The sequence below is a fragment of the Pseudomonas sp. FDAARGOS_761 genome (genome assembly GCF_013343155.1).
Taxonomy (GTDB): domain Bacteria; phylum Pseudomonadota; class Gammaproteobacteria; order Pseudomonadales; family Pseudomonadaceae; genus Pseudomonas; species Pseudomonas aeruginosa.
This window is the reverse complement of sequence record NZ_CP054572.1, coordinates 3,197,473-3,214,378: the sequence shown is the minus strand read 5'-3', so window position 1 is coordinate 3,214,378 and position 16,906 is coordinate 3,197,473. Positions and strand designations below refer to the sequence as shown.

At 64.4% G+C, this 16,906-nt stretch carries 28 protein-coding genes; 16 read left to right on the top strand and 12 right to left on the bottom strand.

Going from position 1 to position 16,906, the window contains the following annotated elements:
- The first annotated feature begins 2 nt into the window (after window positions 1-2).
- Window positions 3-584 (top strand): TetR/AcrR family transcriptional regulator, encoded by a 582-nt coding sequence (locus FOC67_RS14830; RefSeq protein WP_003090825.1) that lies wholly within the window; start codon window positions 3-5, stop codon window positions 582-584.
- Window positions 585-925: 341 nt separating this feature from the next.
- Window positions 926-1,825 (top strand): Dyp-type peroxidase, encoded by a 900-nt coding sequence (locus FOC67_RS14825; protein ID WP_003119903.1) that lies wholly within the window; start codon window positions 926-928, stop codon window positions 1,823-1,825.
- A 47-nt stretch (window positions 1,826-1,872) separates the two neighbouring features.
- On the opposite strand, the gene FOC67_RS14820 is transcribed toward FOC67_RS14825, so the two are convergent.
- On the bottom strand, window positions 1,873-2,568 hold the full coding sequence (locus tag FOC67_RS14820; RefSeq protein ID WP_003090823.1) for an alpha/beta hydrolase: 696 nt from the start codon (window positions 2,566-2,568) through the stop codon (window positions 1,873-1,875).
- A 348-nt stretch (window positions 2,569-2,916) separates the two neighbouring features.
- Between FOC67_RS14820 and FOC67_RS14815 the strand changes: the two genes are divergently transcribed.
- A complete protein-coding gene (locus FOC67_RS14815; RefSeq protein WP_003099127.1) occupies window positions 2,917-3,108 on the top strand; it encodes a hypothetical protein in 192 nt (63 codons plus the stop codon).
- A 14-nt stretch (window positions 3,109-3,122) separates the two neighbouring features.
- On the opposite strand, the gene FOC67_RS14810 is transcribed toward FOC67_RS14815, so the two are convergent.
- Entirely contained in the window at window positions 3,123-3,311 is a 189-nt protein-coding gene (locus FOC67_RS14810; protein WP_009313943.1) for a hypothetical protein, read from the bottom strand.
- 269 nt (window positions 3,312-3,580) lie between these two features.
- Between FOC67_RS14810 and FOC67_RS14805 the strand changes: the two genes are divergently transcribed.
- Window positions 3,581-3,790: a hypothetical protein gene (locus FOC67_RS14805; protein ID WP_003090820.1), complete on the top strand. Its 210-nt coding sequence runs from the start codon at window positions 3,581-3,583 to the stop codon at window positions 3,788-3,790.
- A gap of 111 nt (window positions 3,791-3,901) precedes the next feature.
- The gene (locus FOC67_RS14800) at window positions 3,902-4,246 is read left to right on the top strand and encodes a cupin domain-containing protein (protein ID WP_003090818.1); all 345 of its coding nucleotides are present in this window, start codon (window positions 3,902-3,904) and stop codon (window positions 4,244-4,246) included.
- Window positions 4,247-4,288: 42 nt separating this feature from the next.
- Here FOC67_RS14800 and FOC67_RS14795 read toward each other — a convergent pair whose 3' ends face one another.
- Window positions 4,289-4,660 carry a hypothetical protein gene (locus FOC67_RS14795; RefSeq protein ID WP_009313944.1) on the bottom strand — a complete coding sequence of 124 codons (372 nt, stop codon included), beginning with the start codon at window positions 4,658-4,660 and terminating at the stop codon, window positions 4,289-4,291.
- A 156-nt stretch (window positions 4,661-4,816) separates the two neighbouring features.
- A complete protein-coding gene (locus FOC67_RS14790; protein ID WP_003099122.1) occupies window positions 4,817-6,094 on the bottom strand; it encodes an OprD family porin in 1,278 nt (425 codons plus the stop codon).
- Between the two features lie 364 nt (window positions 6,095-6,458).
- Here FOC67_RS14790 and FOC67_RS14785 point away from each other — a divergent pair, with 364 nt between their 5' ends.
- Window positions 6,459-6,773, top strand: coding sequence for a hypothetical protein (locus FOC67_RS14785; protein WP_003090814.1), 315 nt, complete (start codon window positions 6,459-6,461; stop codon window positions 6,771-6,773).
- Between the two features lie 210 nt (window positions 6,774-6,983).
- Here FOC67_RS14785 and FOC67_RS14780 read toward each other — a convergent pair whose 3' ends face one another.
- A complete protein-coding gene (locus FOC67_RS14780; RefSeq protein WP_003090813.1) occupies window positions 6,984-7,871 on the bottom strand; it encodes a LysR family transcriptional regulator in 888 nt (295 codons plus the stop codon).
- A 102-nt stretch (window positions 7,872-7,973) separates the two neighbouring features.
- Between FOC67_RS14780 and FOC67_RS14775 the strand changes: the two genes are divergently transcribed.
- Both FOC67_RS14775 and FOC67_RS14770 read left to right on the top strand, forming a co-directional pair.
- On the top strand, window positions 7,974-8,417 hold the full coding sequence (locus FOC67_RS14775; RefSeq protein WP_003090812.1) for a PACE efflux transporter: 444 nt from the start codon (window positions 7,974-7,976) through the stop codon (window positions 8,415-8,417).
- A gap of 186 nt (window positions 8,418-8,603) precedes the next feature.
- Window positions 8,604-8,990 (top strand): hypothetical protein, encoded by a 387-nt coding sequence (locus tag FOC67_RS14770; protein ID WP_003160516.1) that lies wholly within the window; start codon window positions 8,604-8,606, stop codon window positions 8,988-8,990.
- Window positions 8,991-9,041: 51 nt separating this feature from the next.
- Here FOC67_RS14770 and eco read toward each other — a convergent pair whose 3' ends face one another.
- Window positions 9,042-9,512, bottom strand: coding sequence for a serine protease inhibitor ecotin (gene eco, locus FOC67_RS14765; protein WP_009313947.1), 471 nt, complete (start codon window positions 9,510-9,512; stop codon window positions 9,042-9,044).
- 347 nt (window positions 9,513-9,859) lie between these two features.
- Window positions 9,860-10,090, bottom strand: coding sequence for a DUF2789 domain-containing protein (locus FOC67_RS14760; RefSeq protein ID WP_003090806.1), 231 nt, complete (start codon window positions 10,088-10,090; stop codon window positions 9,860-9,862).
- A 178-nt stretch (window positions 10,091-10,268) separates the two neighbouring features.
- Between FOC67_RS14760 and FOC67_RS14755 the strand changes: the two genes are divergently transcribed.
- On the top strand, window positions 10,269-10,466 hold the full coding sequence (locus FOC67_RS14755; protein WP_003090804.1) for a hypothetical protein: 198 nt from the start codon (window positions 10,269-10,271) through the stop codon (window positions 10,464-10,466).
- Window positions 10,467-10,531: 65 nt separating this feature from the next.
- Here FOC67_RS14755 and FOC67_RS14750 read toward each other — a convergent pair whose 3' ends face one another.
- Both FOC67_RS14750 and FOC67_RS14745 read right to left on the bottom strand, forming a co-directional pair.
- Window positions 10,532-10,861, bottom strand: a complete 330-nt coding sequence (locus FOC67_RS14750) for a YqjD family protein (protein ID WP_003090802.1) — start codon at window positions 10,859-10,861, stop codon at window positions 10,532-10,534.
- Between the two features lie 110 nt (window positions 10,862-10,971).
- A complete protein-coding gene (locus FOC67_RS14745; RefSeq protein WP_003090800.1) occupies window positions 10,972-11,346 on the bottom strand; it encodes a DUF5064 family protein in 375 nt (124 codons plus the stop codon).
- A 136-nt stretch (window positions 11,347-11,482) separates the two neighbouring features.
- Here FOC67_RS14745 and FOC67_RS14740 point away from each other — a divergent pair, with 136 nt between their 5' ends.
- Together FOC67_RS14740 and FOC67_RS14735 are read left to right on the top strand one after the other, a co-directional pair.
- Complete coding sequence (locus tag FOC67_RS14740) at window positions 11,483-11,926, top strand: YqaA family protein (protein WP_003114414.1); 444 nt, start codon at window positions 11,483-11,485, stop codon at window positions 11,924-11,926.
- 155 nt (window positions 11,927-12,081) lie between these two features.
- Window positions 12,082-12,399, top strand: a complete 318-nt coding sequence (locus FOC67_RS14735; protein ID WP_003108875.1) for a hypothetical protein — start codon at window positions 12,082-12,084, stop codon at window positions 12,397-12,399.
- Here the strand turns inward: FOC67_RS14735 and FOC67_RS14730 are convergent.
- The gene (locus FOC67_RS14730) at window positions 12,389-13,288 is read right to left on the bottom strand and encodes a YihY/virulence factor BrkB family protein (protein WP_003090797.1); all 900 of its coding nucleotides are present in this window, start codon (window positions 13,286-13,288) and stop codon (window positions 12,389-12,391) included. The two genes, FOC67_RS14735 and FOC67_RS14730, sit on opposite strands and share 11 nt — an antisense overlap.
- Before the next feature lie 222 nt (window positions 13,289-13,510).
- Here FOC67_RS14730 and FOC67_RS14725 point away from each other — a divergent pair, with 222 nt between their 5' ends.
- Both FOC67_RS14725 and FOC67_RS14720 read left to right on the top strand, forming a co-directional pair.
- On the top strand, window positions 13,511-13,744 hold the full coding sequence (locus FOC67_RS14725; RefSeq protein WP_003090796.1) for a DUF3509 domain-containing protein: 234 nt from the start codon (window positions 13,511-13,513) through the stop codon (window positions 13,742-13,744).
- Between the two features lie 65 nt (window positions 13,745-13,809).
- The gene (locus FOC67_RS14720; protein WP_003090795.1) at window positions 13,810-14,040 is read left to right on the top strand and encodes a hypothetical protein; all 231 of its coding nucleotides are present in this window, start codon (window positions 13,810-13,812) and stop codon (window positions 14,038-14,040) included.
- Here FOC67_RS14720 and FOC67_RS14715 read toward each other — a convergent pair.
- The gene (locus FOC67_RS14715) at window positions 14,015-14,533 is read right to left on the bottom strand and encodes a thermonuclease family protein (RefSeq protein WP_009313948.1); all 519 of its coding nucleotides are present in this window, start codon (window positions 14,531-14,533) and stop codon (window positions 14,015-14,017) included. The genes FOC67_RS14720 and FOC67_RS14715 overlap by 26 nt on opposite strands.
- An 18-nt stretch (window positions 14,534-14,551) precedes the next feature.
- A complete protein-coding gene (locus FOC67_RS14710; protein ID WP_003099106.1) occupies window positions 14,552-15,265 on the bottom strand; it encodes an endonuclease in 714 nt (237 codons plus the stop codon).
- A 157-nt stretch (window positions 15,266-15,422) separates the two neighbouring features.
- On the opposite strand from FOC67_RS14710, the gene FOC67_RS14705 reads away from it, so the two are divergent.
- The 3 genes from FOC67_RS14705 to FOC67_RS14695 are packed head-to-tail and all read left to right on the top strand — an operon-like array spanning window position 15,423 to window position 16,710.
- Window positions 15,423-15,644 carry a ParD-like family protein gene (locus tag FOC67_RS14705; protein WP_003090688.1) on the top strand — a complete coding sequence of 74 codons (222 nt, stop codon included), beginning with the start codon at window positions 15,423-15,425 and terminating at the stop codon, window positions 15,642-15,644.
- Window positions 15,641-16,423: a type I methionyl aminopeptidase gene (gene map / locus FOC67_RS14700; protein WP_003108868.1), complete on the top strand. Its 783-nt coding sequence runs from the start codon at window positions 15,641-15,643 to the stop codon at window positions 16,421-16,423. Before FOC67_RS14705 ends, map begins: the two co-directional genes overlap by 4 nt.
- Before the next feature lie 53 nt (window positions 16,424-16,476).
- Complete coding sequence (locus tag FOC67_RS14695; RefSeq protein ID WP_003090686.1) at window positions 16,477-16,710, top strand: hypothetical protein; 234 nt, start codon at window positions 16,477-16,479, stop codon at window positions 16,708-16,710.
- Window positions 16,711-16,906: the final 196 nt, after the last annotated feature.

The window sequence follows — 16,906 nt, the reverse complement described above, 5'->3', positions numbered from 1 at the left end:
GCATGCGCTACAAACCGGAACAGAAACAGGCCACCCGCGCCCTGTTGTTGAGCAAGGCCGCTCCGCTGGTGAAGCGCCAGGGCTTCGCCAGCACCGGCCTGGACACCTTGATGAAGGCGGCTGGTCTTACTACCGGGGCGTTCTACTCGCAATTCTCCAGCAAGGCGGAGTTGCTCGAAGCGATCCTGCAGCGCGAGCTGAGCGCCCAGCACGATGCCTTTCCGCTGGACAGCCTGGAGCAACTGGCCGGCGCCACCCGTCTCTACCTCAGTCGCGGTCATGCGCAGCATGCCGACATGGGCTGCCCGATTCCGGCGCTGGCCGCCGAGGTGGGCCGGGCAGGGCCCGAGGTGCGGGAAACCTTCGAACGCGCCCTGGAACAACGGCAACGGCGGCTGGCCGAACTGATGGGCGACGAGAACCGGGCCTGGGTGCTCACCTGCCTGTCGGTCGGCGCGGTGCTTCTCGCGCGTGCCCAGGCGAGCGAGGTGGCGCGCGACAAGGTCCTGGATGCGGCGCTGGAGCATGCGCTGGGCCTGCTTTCGGCGAGCGGAGCGGTTTCGCCGCAAGCGGACCGGGACTGATTGCACAACTGCAATGTTCGGCGTCTAGCGTCAGGCTTTCCCTCCGACAGGTAAGCCCATGAACGCCCATCATCTCGAACTCGCCAAGGCCCTGCTGGTGTTTGCCCTTGCCGTCGCCGGCCTGGTGGTCGGTCTCATGCCGATGGAGTTCTGAGCGACGCAGGTCCGACTTCGCGCTTTTCCCTCGTCTTCGAGTGGTCTCTGGCGTTGCACCGGTTTAGGATGCGCGGGTATTTCGGAGCCGCTTCGCTTGGCGTCGCCTGCCGCTGCGCTCCGAAACCGAGCATTGCTCGAACCAGAACGAGATCGAAGGTGCATCGCCACGAGCGGCGCACGGCCTGATGATAGATGGAGGCAACATGAGCGCGGCTCAGCCAGGCATTCTCACCCCGATTCCGGTGGTGGGTCGCTACCTGTTTTTCAGCATTTCCCAACCCGAGCAGGTGGCCGCGACCTTGGCCAGCCTGGCCGCGGCCACCGATGGTTACCAGCTGGTGGTGGGTATCGGCCATTCGCTGATGCTCAGCCTCGGCAAGACCGTCGAGGGCATGAAGGACTATCCGGTGCTCGCCGCGCCCGGCATCGACCTGCCGTCCACGCCCTCCGCGCTGTGGTGCTGGCTGCGCGGCGAGGATCGCGGCGAGGTGACGCTGCGTTCGCACGCGCTGGAACGGTCGCTGGCGCCGGCCTTCCAGCGGACCGGCGCGGTGGATGCGTTCCTCTACGGCGAGGACCGCGACCTGTCCGGCTACAAGGACGGCACCGAGAATCCCAAGGGCGATGCGGCGCTCGAAGCCGCGCTGGTCTCCGGGCGCGGTGCGGGCCTGGATGGCGGCAGTTTCGTTGCTGTCCAGCAGTGGCTGCATGACTTCGACCGGATGCAGGCGATCCCCGGCGAGGAGATGGACAACATCATCGGCCGCCGCAAGTCCGACGATGAAGAACTGGAAGACGCGCCGGCCTACGCCCACGTCAAGCGCACCGAGCAGGAAAGCTTCGAGCCCGCCGCGTTCCTCCTGCGGCGCGGCGCGCCCTGGTCCGACGAGCACCGCGCGGGGCTGTTGTTCGCCGCCTTCGGCCGCTCGTTCGAGGCCTTCGAGGTCCAGTGGCTACGGATGATCGGCGTGGAAGACGGGGTGCTCGATGGCCTGTTCCGTTTCACCCGGCCGATCAGCGGCAGCTACTTCTGGTGTCCGCCCATGGCCGACGGCCGCCTCGACCTGTCCGCCCTCGGCCTCTGAGCCCGCCGCGGCAGCAGGCCAGGCCTGCTGCCGCGTCCTGCGCGGCGCTAGTGGGCGGTGGCCACGGCGGCCTCGTCGATCAGCGCCGCTACTTCCTTCGCTCGCGAGGCCAGTGACGCGTGGCTGGCATCGAGGGTGACGATCTTCCTCGGTGCGATCCGCGCGGCCATCCGCTCCTGGTTCTCCGGCGCAATCATGCGATCGGCGCTGGAAATCTGGTACCAGGAGGGCTTGCTCTTCCAGGCCGGGCTGCCGATGGCATCGCCGAAAGTGCTGGCCAGCGGAGCCTTCTGGGTGATGCCCATGACCAGCCCTTCGTCCGCAGCGAGATCCTGGCAGAAGCTTTCGTGGAACCTGTCCGCCTTCACCCAGAGATAGCCATCGCTGTCCGGCGCCAGGTTCGCTGCGGCCAGGGGCAAGTGCTCCTGGGTGATGCCACCGGGACTTTCGCCGCTGTCGGGGGCGAAGGCGGCGATATAGACCAGCCCGACCACATTCGGCTGGTTGCCGGCCTCGGTGATCACCGCGCCGCCATAGGAGTGTCCGACCAGCAGGACCGGCCCCTGTTGCTGCGCGATCATCTTGCGCGTCCGCTCGGCATCGTCCGCCAGCGAGGTCAACGGTAGTTCGACGGCATGCAGGTTGTCGTGGCCGAGGCGTTTCAGTTCGAGAATGACCTTGCTCCAGTGGGCGGCGCCGCCCCAGAAGCCGTGGACCAGGATGATCGCAGGCAGGTTGCTCATCGTGTTGCTCCCTTGTGGGTGAGGGTTGCTGGCATGAGGCATCGCCCGGCGAGCATACGAGGTCGCGATGGGCGGGCGATAGCGGGAGGCGAGGACGTTCGTCGAAAAGAACAACTCCTTGTTCCGGTAGGCGACGTGATATCGGCACGGCGGTATGTTGCAAGTCCGGACCCGACCGATCGGGTTGTCGCGACGGGCATGGAGGGGTGATCGGTCGGTCGGGTTCGCGTCTTTTCGGGGCACCCGAATCTGAAAAAATCTTGCTTCTCGCCATACCGGGGGAGCGGGGCGGGTAGATTTTCTTCCGAATCCTTCACTTTCTACCCGGTCATGGAAAAAGCTCTGAAATTGGCGTCATGCCTCTACGGCCTGCTGATTCTGCTCAGCCTGGCGATGGTCGCCTTCCTCAGCCAGTTTCCGTTTCTCCTCAGCTCGGGAGCGGAAAACCTCTCGATGTCGATTCTGCCGCTGCTGATCCCGCTGATGGTCGGGCTGGTCGTCTGCGAGGCGGTGCGGGCGGTGGTGCCGAAGAAGCGCTAGGCGCGGCGCCGGGATCAGCGGCCGAGAATGCGCTGGCGGCGCATCCGGTACTGCTCGTAGGGAAGGCCCTGGCGGTTCAGCTCTTCCAGCTGGCGTTCGCTGGCGCTGCGGGAAAACGATTCCTCGACTATCGAGTCCGGCGTGACAGGCTGTGCGCAGGCGCTGACCAGCAGCACACCCAGGACCAGGGCAATGCGTGGCATGCGATCTCCATGGACTACGGCAGAAGGGAAAAAAAGGCCATTACCAAGCGGGGGGAGGGTTGGTAATGGCCTGTACAAGGGACATTTGCCAGGCCTTGGGGATCTGGCGAAAAAGACGATATCAAGGGGGAATTTGATTAGCCAGCTAACAAAGTGGAATGAAGTTTTGCGGCAGGCGTAACAATTCTGTCCGAATCGTCATTCTTGCGTCACCGCCGGGACAGAGCGGTTTCGGCAGACTGCGGGGGAGTCGCCGAAGGAGATTCGTCGTGGACGATACGCTCAGGTTCGCCTCGCGCTTGTGCAAGTTCATCGTCGCCGCCAGCTTCCTGCTCGTGGCGGTCGCCAGCCTTTGCCTGTGGTGGACGGGCCAGGCCTACGAATACGCGGCGCTGGCGTTCTTTCCGTTCGCCGTGCCCATGCTGCTGCTGATCATGGTCTGCGACCTGCTGGCAGCGCTGAATGGCAGGCGTCGCTGAGCACCCGGGCTGCCTAGCGCTTTCAGCTAGGCGGATGTCGAACCCAGACAACCGGCGCCCCGCGCGTGGCCCTATGGTGAGGCATTCATCCACTGCCTTCCTGGAGCGACCATGTCAGATTTCATCACCGTACTGCGCGATACCTGTCCCGTACCCGTGCTGGACGCCACCAAGTGGAAGCGGATCGACGGCGATCCGCATACCGTCAACCTCAACGCATACGCCTCGGCGGACGGCAGCAAGCTGATGGGCACCTGGATCTGCACGCCGGGCAAGTGGGAGGTGAACTACGAACGCTGGGAGTTCTGCCACTTCCTCGACGGCTACTGCATCATCACCCCGGAAGGCGAGCAACCGGTGCACCTGAGGGCGGGCGACGTGTTCGTCATCGAGCCGGGCCTGCGTGGTACCTGGGAGGTAGTGGAGACGGTGCGCAAGTACTTCGTCTTCGCCTGACGGTATTGCCGCACGTCCGGGATGCCTGCCGGACGTCGCGCCTCAGTCCTGGTGGACGATGCGGCGGATGGTGCCGCCGCAGGACTGGTAGCAACTGCGGTACTCGTCCTGGCAGTCGTCGCCGAAATCGAAGTTGCGCTGCGGGTAGGGGCAGGACTTGCGCTTCTTCTTGTCGCTGTTCTGCATGCAGTAGTTGTAGGCCGTGTTCTGCGCCTGGTAGAGCGCCTCGTCCTGGCGCTGCTGCAGCTTGGCGAGGGTCTTGCACTGGCGCTTCTCGGCATTGCACTGGCTCACGCAGTGCAGGCCGGCATCGCTGGTCGGCGGAATGTAGGAGTAACTGACACTGGGGCCGCAACCGCCGAGCAGCAGGGCAAGACCGAGGAGGGGGAGCAGAAGGTGTTTCCGGAACGGCATTGTCGATATCGATAAGCAATGGCAAGCGAGAGCGAATGCTATCACCGGCTTTCCGATGCTGTGCGGCGCCACCCGATAAGGTTGAACTGGCGCACGAAACGCAAAAAAGAAAACCCCGGGACTGGCCCGGGGTTCTCGTCGCGCTCGCGGGTTCGATCAGAACACGCTGAACGGGTACTCGACGAAGGCACGGATTTCGTTGCCGTCGTCGTTGTACGAGCGGGCGTCGTTGGAGACACGCAGGAACGAGCTGCGCAGACGCAGGGTGAGGTCCTTGGCCGGACCGCTCTGCACCACGTACTGGACCTGGTTGAAGATCTCGCGCTCCTTGCCGTTGCTGGTCTCGGCGGTCTTGATGTTGTCGCCCCGCACGTAGGCTACGCGGTAGGTCAGGCCGGGCACGCCGTACTTGGCGAAGTCCAGGGCGTAGCTGACCTGCCAGGAACGCTCGTCCTCGGCGTTGAAGTCCGACCAGTAGGAGTTGGCCAGCCAGATGGTGGTGCCGCCGTCGCCGATGCCGCCGGCGTTCTGGTACCAGCCGTAGTTGTAGCCGGTGTCGCCGGTGTTGCGCTGGTGGGCGATCATGAAGGTGTGGGCGTCGATGGTGTAGGACGCCGCCAGGCTCCAGATCTTGTTGTCGCGGTTACCGTTGAAGTTCTGGTCGGCGAAGTCGCTGTCCAGCTTGGTGCGATAGCCGTTGAAGTCGAAGTTCAGCGACTGGTCGGCCTGCAGCGGGATGGTGTAGTTCAGGTTGATGTACTGCTTCTTCAGTACGTCCTCGACGTCGGAAGCGTACAGCGAGGCGTTGAAGTGATCGGTGAAGGCGTACTTGCCGCCGAACACGTTGATGCTCTTCAGGCCGCCGCTGTCGCGCCCTTCGGCGCTCTTGCGGGATTCCGCGGTGAAGCGACCGGCGTTCAGCTCCAGGCCCTCGATCTCCTTGGAGGTGATCAGGGTGCCGCTGTAGCTTTCCGGGAGCAGGCGCGAGTTGTCGTAGCTGAGCACCGGCAGGCTGGGCATCTGGTCGCCGTACTTGAGCACGGTGTTGGAGATGCGGAACTTCACCGCCGCGCCGCCCTTGGACAGATCGTCTGCCGCGGAGCCGCTGTCGCCCTGCTTGAAGAAGTCGATACCGGCGGCGCCGCTACGACCCTTGCCGCCGTCCAGGCGTACCGCGTACAGGCCGAACGCGTCGACACCGACGCCCACCGTCCCCTGGGTGAAGCCGGAGGTGAAGGTGGCAGTGGCGGCCTGGCCCCATTCGGCCTTGTCCTGCCGGCCATGTTTGTAGTCACGGCTGATGTAGCCATTGCGGAAGAACAGATCGAGGTGGCTGTCCTCGACAAACCCCTTTGCTGCTTCTTGGTCATTGGCCATCGCCTGGCTTGCAGTCGCGATGCCCAGTGCCAGCAGGCAAATCCTTTTCTTCAACATCTTATTGTTCCTGGTTGTTGGCTTGATGTGCGCTGAAATTGAAGGAAGCGCAAGGTTCGAAGTGCACGGGAGTCATTTGTCCCATTTACCGTGCGTGGCGGTTCTGGTTTCTTGTTTCTCCCGTTGGCGGCGCAACAATACCAGAACATTGTTCGATCCAAGAAAGCTTCGAGTCATTTGCTAATAACCAAAGTGCAAGGAAAGCCCCTTCCATAGGCTCTGAATCGGGCGTTGCCGGATCGCTTCGTCATGCGCCTGCAATATCAACCTTATCGATAAGTACCATGCCGCGAAGTCGCTGCAGTTCTCGCTTTGGGCGGTGATACCGTCGAATCGTGAACGGATCGACAAAGAGGGACGTGACATGAAGATTCTTATCGCTGTATTCGCCGCCCTGGCCTTGTCCGCCTGTGCCTCGCCTCCCGCTTCGAACGCCCCGGCGCTGGCCGCCAGCACCAGCAAGGCTCCCTACGATTACGCGATGTGCGTCTTGCCCAAGTGGCAACGCCAGGCGCCCGGCGTGGCGCTGGTGGAGGAAGGCCGCGGCTATCGCCTGGCGGACGCCGGTCAGTGGCTGGAGGTGCAGCCGGCGAGGGGTGGCAGCCTGGTGCGAATCCATGACCAGCAGCCCTGGGTCACCCGCGGGGCCTTCATCGATGCGGCCAGGACCTGTTCCTGAGCCGCGAGGAAGAGGGAAGAGCTCCGGCCCCCCTAGCATGAAGTGTCCGGAGCTCTACGGCCGCAAACGGAGGATGGCCGCAGAACGATCATCTGCCTATGGCCGGCGCTGCGCTTGATCGAGATCAAGTACTGGAGGCCGGGGAGCCGGCGTGTGCGGCGATTCGCGTGACGGGTCTCGTTTTTTCTGTGAAGTGCATTGCATAACGCTTCAATCGGGACGGGTGGCCAGCATGCCAACCAGTTCCTGGGCGGCCTTGCGCAATGGCTGGTTTTTCAGCCAGATAGCGTGGACAGGCAGTTTCAGCTCGTTCTTGGTATTCCTGAAGTCCAGGCGTACCAGCCTTCCCGTTGCCAGCAGCGGCGCGACCCGGGACAACGGGAAATTGCCCCAGCCGATCCCCGCCTCGACCATTTCCAGTGCCGTGCCCAGGCTGTCGGTGCGCCAGCAGGCGCCGGCAATCAGCGGACGGGTGTCGGCCAACGGCAGGTCGCAACTGGCCACCAGGATCTGCCGCACGTTCACCAGCTCTTCCAGGTACAGCGCCTGCCCCGGCTTCTGCAGGGCGGGATGGTGCGGCGAGATGGTCGCGACCAGCGATTCCGCGCCGACATACTGGAAGCGCTCCTGCGGGTTCACGCTGATGCCGGCGAATCCGAAGCACAGGCTGATGCGGCCGCCATGGAGCAGGGCGAGGGCATCGTCCTGCGCCGCGCTGAGCACCTCGACATCGAGCAGCGGGTAGCGCTCGGAAAGGGTGCGGAGGGCGCCGAACAGCCGCCCGCTGTCGATGTCCGCAACCACGCCGAGCGACAGGCGGCTTTCCAATCCCTGGGAGAGTTCCAGCGCATGCACCTGCAACTGGGCGAGCTGCTCGGCGATCATCCGCGCTTGCGGTGCCAGGGCCCTGGCCAGCGCCGTAGGACGGGCTTCGCGGTGGGTTCGCTCGAAAAGGGCGAAACCCAGCTCCGCCTCCAGGTTGGCGATGCCCATGCTCACCGCCGAAGGCACTCGACCCAAGGCACGGGCGGCGCCGGAAAAGGAGCCGCGGTCGAGGACGGCGAGGAACAGCTCGATGGTATCGCTGGAAAAGTTCATGGCAATTCTCCTGTCAGCAGATCTGAAAGCTGCTGACTTTTTCTGTCAAGAAAATTGATCCAACCTTGCCCGCCTTTCCGCTATCACGCCCGAGAGGTCCACGTGCAAGGCATCAAGCGCAAACTGGTCTACGTGACCGCCTACGAATTGATCGGGATGAGTATCTCGACCCTGGGGCTGGCCCTGCTCGCCGGTTCCACGCCCACTACCACCGGCCCCCTGGCGGTGGTGATCACCACCGTCGCGGTGACCTGGAACTTCATCTACAACTGCCTGTTCGAGTTCTGGGAGCGGCGCCAGGCCGTGCGCGGACGCAGCATTGCGCGGCGGGTGGCGCACGCCATCGGCTTCCAGCTGACCCTGGTGGTCTACCTGATCCCGCTGATCGCCTGGTGGATGGGGATTTCCCTGCTGGAGGCGTTCTGGCTGGACCTGGCGCTGATCGTCCTGATCCCGTGCTACACCTTCCTCTTCAACTGGGCCTTCGATCGCCTGTTCGGCCTCCCGACTTCCGCGTTGCCGGCCGGCGAGGCGGCCTCCGTCTGAGGATTTTTTTTCTTCAGCGCCATTCGCGCTCGCCTTGGCCGGGGCAAATCGCCTACCTTAGACGGACGTGCGCTGTGGTGCCGGTTCAGGGAGGAAGTACGACCGCAAGCCATGAAGGTCTGCCCCGGCGAGGATGGGGTGCGGCATTTCGATGAACGGATTGGGGTCACTATGCGGATTTTGGGGATGCTACTGGGGGCCGTCTTGCTGGCGGGTTGTTCGACATCGACGCCCTCGCTCGACGAGACGGACCAGGTACCGAAGGAGCGTTTGTACAACTACCAGTTCCGTGACGACGGCGACGCCTTCCTGGTGGTTTCCCGGGACCGCGAGTTCCTCGGCAGCGTCTGCAATACCCGCTTGATCATCGATAGCCGCCTGGCCGCCGAGATCCAGGCCGGCGAGAGCGCGCGTTTCCGTCTTCCGGCGGGGCTGCGGGTGGTATCCGTGCAGGGCGATGGGATCTGCCGCGGCGAGGCGCCCAAGCAGGTGGTGCATGTGCAGAACGGGCAGACCACGCATTACCGGATCACCGTGGACTCCGGCCTGAACATCGGCCTGGTGCCGGGCTGACGCCGGCGCAACGAAAAAGCCGCCCGTGGGCGGCTTTTTCATGCGCGGCGTTTATTCGCTGACCGCTTTCTCGACCTTTTCGGTCGCCGACCAGATCCGATAGCGGACCTCCACGTCCTTCGGCGCATAGACCACGATCGGCAGCTTGCTGTTGTAGCGCAGCAGGAAGCCTTCGCCGACCACCGGGATGAAGCGCTGCTCCTTCTTCTGGCCGGGGCAGGCCATCATCGTGCTCATCGGCCCGCTGACCTTGTCCAGGCGGTAGTAGGAGTAGCCCCAGCCTTCCAGGGTGTGTTCTTCCAGCTCGCCGCCCAGGCGCTGCTGGTTGCAGTCGGCCTCGAGGGTCTTGCCGGCGATGATCTCGACCTTGAATGCGTCTTCCGCGTCCTGTTTCGGCAGGTGGATGACCTGGCGGGTGAAGCCGGCATCTGCCTTCGGGTAGGGAACCTTTTCATCCAGTTTGGCGGCCATGGCGGTGCTGGAAAGAGCGGCAACGCCGGCGGCGATCAGTAGTGCTTTCATGTCCTTGAGGTTCTCCTTACGTGGTAACGCGAGCAGGGTAAGACACCGAGGCACGGGTGAAAAGTTCAGTGGGGGACGTAACGGAATGTTCCATGTCCTGGGCCAGCTGGTCGGGGCACGGCCGAATCGCGGGCAAAAAAAAGACCATCTGCGGGGGGAGGGCGATGGTCTTCAAAGGAGCGTCGGGGACTTGGGGTTCTCCCGACGTCGCTACGATCTCACGCCGCTCCGCTGGGGAAAAATGCTTTGGACTGATAGTGGCTATCGATGCCGGTGACTTGAAATTCCCCGCCAACTCATAGCAAGTTCCGCACGATAGAGCCGTCAGCGCATCAGTTTGCGTTTTTTCAGCGGGTCAGTTGCAAGGCCAGTTCATCGACCTGTTCGGCCCAGTCGGAGTCCTCGGCCAGGGCCTCGCGCAGGAAGCTGGCCTGGGCAGGGTTCCAGAATGGCGCATCGGGCAGCGCCGTGCCCTCCTCGAGGTGGTGCCGGGCGAGAAAGGCGACGATGTCGTCCCGCCCAGCGGGGAGCCCCAACTGGCGGAACAGGTTGGAAAAGGTGTGCGGGCTGGTGTCCATGACGGTTCCTCCTGGATTCGCTGTTTTTCCACTATAGCCGGCGGGACGGCAGGGCCGCCGTGGGAGCCGGGGGTGGGTAATTTTGTCGCAGATGAAAAAGACTGTTGTGCGCGGCGTGCTTCATGGCGAAGGGGCGGGCGCTTATTATTAGCAAGCTAATGATAACCGGAGTCAGCCTATGTCCAGAATCGAAGTCGCCGTGCTGGTGGGGACGTCCGTTCCCGAATCGCTGCGCAGCAAGGGATTGCTGGCCTGTTGGATCCTGATGGTGGACGGCGCCATGTGGGCCGGCCCCTTCACCAGCCGTGACGAGGCGGAAGCCTTGAAGGGAACCTGGGAACTGAGTTGGCCGCTGGAGGCGGCGATCTCCGCCTGAGCCAAGGCCCTTGCCTTGCCGAAAAGCCCGCCGAGCGCGGGCTTTCTGTTGCCTGCGGAAACGCCCTAGCGGCGGCCCACCAGCAAGCCGAGGAGGAAGCCGGCGCCGGCCGAGACGGCGATGGTCTGCCAGGGATGGTCCTCGACGTATTCCTCGGTCGCTTCGGCGGCCGCCTGGCTGCGTTGCACCACGCCGCGGCGGGTGCGCTCGATGGCGTCGCGACCACGATGCAGCACGGAATTGATCTGTTCACGCAGGTTCGCGCCCTCCTTGCCGGCCAGGCTGCCGGTGCCGCTCATCAACTGGTCCACCTCGGCGATCAGGTCCTGCAGTTCGGCCATGGCCTGGTCCTGGATAGCCTGCTTGGCGCGAGCGGAGCGGGTTTTCAGAGTCATGTCGGTCTCCTTGACGAGGATGGTTACCTAGGTATGGAGTCGCCCGCTTCGCTGAAAGTTGCACGGCATGGCCTGCGTCGGGGGCTTCCGTAGCATGCGGGAGAGCCGTTTCAGGATGCCCCGGCCTCGCCGCGCAGGTAGCGGTCGAGGTCGATCGCTTCGCCGCTCTTGAGTTTCAGGCGTCGGCGCAGGTCGTCGAACATAGCGTCGTACTCGCGGCGCTGGCGCACGATCGGTCCCTGCCGCAAGCGCAGGCCGTGGCGCCGGGCCAGGCGACTGGCACGGCTGGCGAAATGCACGGCGGCGTCGCGCGGCAGTTCGAAGCTTTCGCTGAAAGGCTGGCCGTCGATCCGGCCCTCCATGTCGAAGTGTACGGCCACCGGGCGGGCCTCGGCCTCCAGGACCCGGTAGCGCAGGTGGATATCGAATGCCTGGCGGTCGACTTCGCTGGCCGAGGCGAGATGCAGATGGCCGGGAATGAACATGGCCTGCCTCCTTTTCGGATAACCGGGGAAATGCCCTTGCCTGCCAGGGTATGCTTCGCCGGCCTCGGGACGGCTGTCCCAGGTCAGTTTTTTTCCGGATTGGAGTGGGGATGCGAATGGCGNTGGGAGCGTTCGGGTGTTGACTGACTGGGCCGCGTACGCCGGGCTGTTCCTCTCGGCGTTCGGTTCGGCGACCCTGCTGCCGTTGCAGTCGGAAACCGTGCTGGCCGCCTTGCTGCTGCGCGGCGGCCAGTCGGTCGCGTGGCTGCTGGCGCTGGCCATCGTCGGCAATGTGCTGGGTTCCTGGGTCAACTGGTGGCTGGGTCGCTACCTCGAGCATTTCCGCGGTCGCCGCTGGTTTCCCGTGGGCGAGGTGCAGTTGCTCAGGGCGCAGCGACACTATCGCCGCTACGGCCGCTGGACCCTGCTGCTCAGTTGGGTGCCGGTCATCGGCGATCCGCTGACGCTGGTGGCCGGCATCATGCGTGAGCCCTGCTGGAGTTTCCTGCTGATCGTCGGCCTGGCCAAGACGCTCCGCTACCTGGTCCTGGCTGCGCTGGTGCTGGGCTGGGCCGGCTGAGCGCTTCGTCGGCGAGCGTAGAACTATTTTTCGCGGGGCAATGTCCATTGCTGCGAGGTGTAACTGCCGCCTCATCGCCCCCGGGGCCTTTAGTTGCCGCTGTGGTCCCGGGGGCTTCTCTTTTCCTGCCTGTTTCCGGCGATGCGAGGTGCGCAATGTCGAGGGTGGTTGCGGGATCGCTGGTCTGCCTGCTGCTCGGTTCGGCGCCGGCCTGGGCTTCCACGGCCGAGGCGTGGCAGGCGCACGACGCCATGGTGCGTGCCGCCTGCCTGAAAGCCAGCGGCTTGCGCCAGGTACGCGCGGTGGGGCAGGTACTGCCCTTCGACGATGAGGTGGGCTATTCGGCGCTGCTCCTGCAGGGCCGCTATCCGCAGCCGCACATGCAGGGCCGCCAGGGCCGCGAGCTGTGTCTGTACCGGCGCGCCACCGGCAAGGCCAGCGTCAGCGAGGCCGACGCCCTGCTCAAGCCTTGAGTTCGGGGTCGTCGTTGTCCGGAAGTTCGCGTTCGCCAGGGTCCTTGCCGTCTTCCGAATGGTGTTCGATCACCGCGTTCAGTTCTGCGCCGAACAGCACCACTGCCGCCGACAGGTAGAAGTACAGCAGGAGGATGATGATCGCCCCGATGCTGCCGTACATGGCGTTGTAGTTGGCGAAGTTCTTCACGTAGAAGCCATAGGCGAGGGACGCGGCGATCCAGGCGATCACCGAGAGCACCGAGCCGGGGGTGATGAAGCGGAAACGCTGCTCGACATCCGGCACCAAGTAGTAGAACAGCGCCACCGCGAGCATCAGCAGGAACACCGCAAGAGGCCAGCGCAGCCAGGTCCAGAGCGTCACCAGGTACTGTTCCAGACCGACCAGGCCGGCGATCCAGGCGATTACCTGCGGCCCGGTGACCATCAGGCCGGCCGCCACCAGCAACAACAGGGCGATGCCGAGGGTGTAGAGGATCGACAGGGAGAAGCGCTTCCATACCGGGCGGCTCTCCTTCACGTCGTAGGCGGCGTTGAGCGCGATCATCATCGAGCGGATGCCCGCCGAGGAGGTCCACAGCGCCACCGCGATACCGATCGACAGCAGGCCGCCTTTCTGCTGCTGCAACTGGTCGATCACCGGGTTGACCTGATCCATCGCCTCGGGCGGCAGCAGCAACGCCGCCTGCTCGCGCAGCCAGGCGAAGAACTCCGGCAGGTGCAGGTAGCCTACGAGGGTGATCAGCACCAGCAGGAACGGAAACAGCGAGAACAGCATCTGGTAGGCGAGGGCCGAGGCGTAGGTCGGCATGTCGTCCTCGAGGAACTCGTTCACGGTGCGCTTGACCAGGCCGAACAGGCCTATTTCCCGATAAGCCGTACGGAACATTCCATCTCCTTGCTGTGTGCGTGCCGATGACGATCGACCACCGATGGCCGCTTGCCGCCAGGCGTTTTCCGTTGGGTGAAATTCGTCGCGTCCTTTCTGGGACGCCACGGCGGGCGAATTGGTTCGTCGCCGGCGTCATCATTCGGTCGCATCCGTTAGCCAGACTGCGCCTGCCCGCCGCGCGGCGGGCCTCCGTCCAACTTCTCAGAAATGGAGCGCACCATGTCTGTCGACCTGAAGAAAATCGCCGCTGCCTTTCCCGAGTTCCAGTTGTCCAGCAAGAGCCGCCACGACGGCGCGCTGTTGTTGCAGTTGCAGGCCGCCGACGGCCGCTACGTGGCTCGCACCATACCCTCGCCGCAGCTCAGCGCGCCGCCGGAGACCGAGTGGCTGATCCGCAGCATCCGCCGGGAACTGGCCGTGCCGGGCATGGAAATGGCGATGGCGGCACGCTGAGTTTTTTCGCCGCGGGAACCGATGATGCGATAATTCCGCCTTTCCACACAGCTAACGGGAAGGCAATGAAGCGCGAGAAGGTTCGGGACAGGCAGGCGGCAGGGAAGATCTCGGCGACCCACATCATCGCCAATCCCACCCTGGCCAGGGAATGGATCGTGTTCTTCAAGAAGGACGGCGGGCGCAGCTATTTCCTGGTCGACGAGAGCGACGAGGTGATGTCGTTCCGACGGCTCGACGACGCGGTCAAGGAACTGCGCGGGCTGGGCATCAAGTTCGCGGAGATCCATCTGTAGGAGCGGCGTCGCGCGGTCCCCACTGGCCAGCCTTGCGCGCCCGCGCTTCTTCCTCGGCGAACCGGTACTGGCCGCGCGCCTCGGCCGTCTGGCCGCTGTCCGGCGCGTCGCGCCAACTGGCCAGGCCAATGGTCAGCAGGGCCAGCCCGGCATCCAGGGTATGTCCGCAGGTGGGGCAGTCGGCCGGGGTCACCCAGGCCGCCCCGAGGATGCGGAAGCGCGCGTCGCGGCCTTGCTCGCGGATGGTCGCCGATTTGCCGAGCAGCATGTCTTCCAGGGCTTCCCGGGCGCGCCGACGCCAGGGCTCGGCGGCCGGTAGCTCGACGGCGTCGAGCTGGATGCGCAGTGCCTTGTTCGCGCCGGGCAGGCGGCAGCCCAGGCTGGCGTCGTCGTGGATCGCCACCACCGTGCAGTCGAAGCGGCGCTCCCCGGCGTCGGCGGCGAACGCCAGGGTGGCGCAGAGCGGCAGCAGGGCGAGGGTGCGGAAGATCATGGGCTACTCCGGCGGAGGTCAGCGTCGACGCGAGGATAGGTTGCTGCAGGTCGCCAGGTCCACCGGGCCGACATAGGGATTGCCCCAGCCCATCACGCAACCGACCATGTGGTTGCGCTGGCGCTCCCAGGTCTGTGGCGGGTACTGCTTGTGCCAGGCGTTGTAGAGCTGGCGATCCTGCTTCGACAGGCGCAGGCCGTAGCGGTCGCTCATGTAGAAGTAGGTGCGGGCGATCATCCCGCGGATCTGCGGGCGTGGCATCGCCTTGCGCGCCTTGAAGTCCACCACCATCGGGCAGGCGCCGTATTGCTGGGGTTTCTGCGGCAGCCAGCCGAAGCCGAAGTTGCTGCGGTCGCCGTTGACCTCGCCGATGCTCGGCACCAGGTTGTGCAGGTCGGCCTCGGCGCGCTGGTAGGTGCTGTCGTGCCTCGCGCAGTTGCTCCGCCCTCCGTTCTGCCAGCAGCGCCGCTGGTGACCGATCACCCAGGCCGGAACGATGTGTTCCCACTCGATGCGCCGCGCGCGGTTGGCGTTCTTCCTCGGCTTGTAGCCGCAACTGGCGAGGTCGACACGATTTCCCGAGTAGCGACAGCCGCAGTAGAACTCCACGGATTGCCGGGCGTAGAGCTTCCAGCCGATTTTCTTCGCTTCGGAGAACGTGCGCGGGGCGTTGGCCTGGCCGGCGCTGGCGAGGAGGAGGGCGAAAAGGCCTACAAACAAACGGGAAAGCATGCGGCAACTTCCAAAAAAATCCGCATGTTACTGATTTTGCAGGAGATGCCAATCGTGGCCAGTCCATGGCCAGGCGAGGGGCGGGCCTTCCCGTTTGCGCCGCGTCCATGCGATGGTTAGTATGCGTTCCGTATATGTTTTGTAGTCGAGGTGTAGTGTGGGCCTGGTGAAGATTTCCGAGCAATTGCACGAAGAGGCGCGCATCGCCTGCAAGGCCATGTCGCGCTCGATCAATGCCCAGGCCGAGCACTGGATGCGCATCGGCATGCTGATCGAAGCCAATCCCGGCCTGACCTATGCGCAGGTGCTACGTCAATTGATGGACGAAGCGCGCGAAAGCGACCGCCGCGAGCAGGACGCGGCGAGGATCTCGGGATGATCAAGAGCGCGGAGGAAATCCAGCGCATGAGCGTGGCCGGCGCGCTCACCGCGAAAGTCCTCGAAGCCCTCGACGAGGTGGTGCGGCCGGGCATCAGCACGGCAGAGATCGACCGCTTCTGCGAGCGCTACATCGTCGACACCCTCGCGGCGATTCCCGGCAGCAAGGGGCAGTACGGCTATCCGTTCACGGTGAACACCTCGGTCAACGAGGTGGTCTGCCATGGCTGGCCGTCGGCGCAACAGATCCTCCGCGACGGCGATATCGTCAACGTCGACGTCACGGTGATCAAGGACGGCTATTTCGGTGACAGCAGCAAGATGTACCGGGTCGGCGCCATCGACCGCAAGGCGCAGAAGCTGCTCGACGTCACCCGCGAATGCCTGTACCGGGCGATCCGCGTGGTGCGCCCGGACGCCACCCTCGGCGATATCGGGCATGCCATCCAGAGTCACGCCGAAGCCAACGGTTATTCGGTGGTCCGCGAATACTGCGGGCATGGCATCGGCCGCAAGATGCACGAGGCGCCGCAGGTCCTGCACTTCGGTCGCGCTGGCGCGGGTGCGCGGCTGAAGGCCGGGATGACCTTCACCATCGAACCGATGATCAACCAGGGCGGCCACGCGGTGAAGCTGCACAAGGACGGCTGGACCGTGACCACCCGCGACCGCCGCCTGTCGGCCCAGTACGAGCACACCGTGCTGGTCACCGAGCGGGGTTGCCGGGTCCTGACCCTGCGCGACGAGGAGCGCGAGGCGCTGGCCGACCTGGCTGGCTGATCGACGCCCGGCCTGGTTACACTGCGACGACTTTTCCGAAGGGAGGCTGGCGGGTGTCCGGCAGGCGTTTTGGCGAGTTCGAACTGCGCGCCACCTGGTTGCGCGAGGACAGCGGCTATCTGGCCGAGATCGAGATAACCAGCATCGACGACGGACGCACCGAATGGCTGGTGCTGCCGGGCCAGCCGCCGTGCGAGAGTCCGGCGGCCGCGCTGTCGCTGGCGGAAGCGGCGCTGTACCGGGTGCGCGGCTTCGATGCGCGGGGCCGGCCGCTGTTTTCCGACTGAGCCTGCTGGCAAATCGCATGATGCATTTCGCACGATCTTGCAGTTTGCACGGACCGCTTCGCTGAGTCTTTTCGTAAGTTATTGATTTTAAATTGTTTTAATTTTCCATGTGGCTGGCATGAAAGCTGCCACCTTTCCCCGTGTTGCGGCTGCGCTGAAGTTCGCGGTCGGTTTTCATGCAAGAGGGGATAAACGA

Bases quoted from the DNA above. Each gene is read 5' to 3' on its own strand.
- eco (WP_009313947.1), bottom strand. From the start codon at position 9,512: ATGAAAGCACTACTGATCGCCGCCGGCGTTGCCGCTCTTTCCAGCACC.
- FOC67_RS14800 (WP_003090818.1), top strand. From the start codon at position 3,902: ATGTCAGATTTCATCACCGTACTGCGCGATACCTGTCCCGTACCCGTG.
- FOC67_RS14730 (WP_003090797.1), bottom strand. From the start codon at position 13,288: ATGTTCCGTACGGCTTATCGGGAAATAGGCCTGTTCGGCCTGGTCAAG.
- FOC67_RS14785 (WP_003090814.1), top strand. From the start codon at position 6,459: ATGAAGATTCTTATCGCTGTATTCGCCGCCCTGGCCTTGTCCGCCTGT.
- FOC67_RS14755 (WP_003090804.1), top strand. From the start codon at position 10,269: ATGTCCAGAATCGAAGTCGCCGTGCTGGTGGGGACGTCCGTTCCCGAA.
- FOC67_RS14735 (WP_003108875.1), top strand. From the start codon at position 12,082: ATGTCGAGGGTGGTTGCGGGATCGCTGGTCTGCCTGCTGCTCGGTTCG.
- FOC67_RS14725 (WP_003090796.1), top strand. From the start codon at position 13,511: ATGTCTGTCGACCTGAAGAAAATCGCCGCTGCCTTTCCCGAGTTCCAG.
- map (WP_003108868.1), top strand. From the start codon at position 15,641: ATGATCAAGAGCGCGGAGGAAATCCAGCGCATGAGCGTGGCCGGCGCG.
- FOC67_RS14760 (WP_003090806.1), bottom strand. From the start codon at position 10,090: ATGGACACCAGCCCGCACACCTTTTCCAACCTGTTCCGCCAGTTGGGG.
- FOC67_RS14820 (WP_003090823.1), bottom strand. From the start codon at position 2,568: ATGAGCAACCTGCCTGCGATCATCCTGGTCCACGGCTTCTGGGGCGGC.
- FOC67_RS14795 (WP_009313944.1), bottom strand. From the start codon at position 4,660: ATGCCGTTCCGGAAACACCTTCTGCTCCCCCTCCTCGGTCTTGCCCTG.
- FOC67_RS14745 (WP_003090800.1), bottom strand. From the start codon at position 11,346: ATGTTCATTCCCGGCCATCTGCATCTCGCCTCGGCCAGCGAAGTCGAC.
- FOC67_RS14825 (WP_003119903.1), top strand. From the start codon at position 926: ATGATAGATGGAGGCAACATGAGCGCGGCTCAGCCAGGCATTCTCACC.
- FOC67_RS14715 (WP_009313948.1), bottom strand. From the start codon at position 14,533: ATGATCTTCCGCACCCTCGCCCTGCTGCCGCTCTGCGCCACCCTGGCG.
- FOC67_RS14780 (WP_003090813.1), bottom strand. From the start codon at position 7,871: ATGAACTTTTCCAGCGATACCATCGAGCTGTTCCTCGCCGTCCTCGAC.
- FOC67_RS14790 (WP_003099122.1), bottom strand. From the start codon at position 6,094: ATGTTGAAGAAAAGGATTTGCCTGCTGGCACTGGGCATCGCGACTGCA.
- FOC67_RS14810 (WP_009313943.1), bottom strand. From the start codon at position 3,311: ATGCCACGCATTGCCCTGGTCCTGGGTGTGCTGCTGGTCAGCGCCTGC.
- FOC67_RS14750 (WP_003090802.1), bottom strand. From the start codon at position 10,861: ATGACTCTGAAAACCCGCTCCGCTCGCGCCAAGCAGGCTATCCAGGAC.
- FOC67_RS14720 (WP_003090795.1), top strand. From the start codon at position 13,810: ATGAAGCGCGAGAAGGTTCGGGACAGGCAGGCGGCAGGGAAGATCTCG.
- FOC67_RS14710 (WP_003099106.1), bottom strand. From the start codon at position 15,265: ATGCTTTCCCGTTTGTTTGTAGGCCTTTTCGCCCTCCTCCTCGCCAGC.
- FOC67_RS14770 (WP_003160516.1), top strand. From the start codon at position 8,604: ATGCTACTGGGGGCCGTCTTGCTGGCGGGTTGTTCGACATCGACGCCC.
- FOC67_RS14830 (WP_003090825.1), top strand. From the start codon at position 3: ATGCGCTACAAACCGGAACAGAAACAGGCCACCCGCGCCCTGTTGTTG.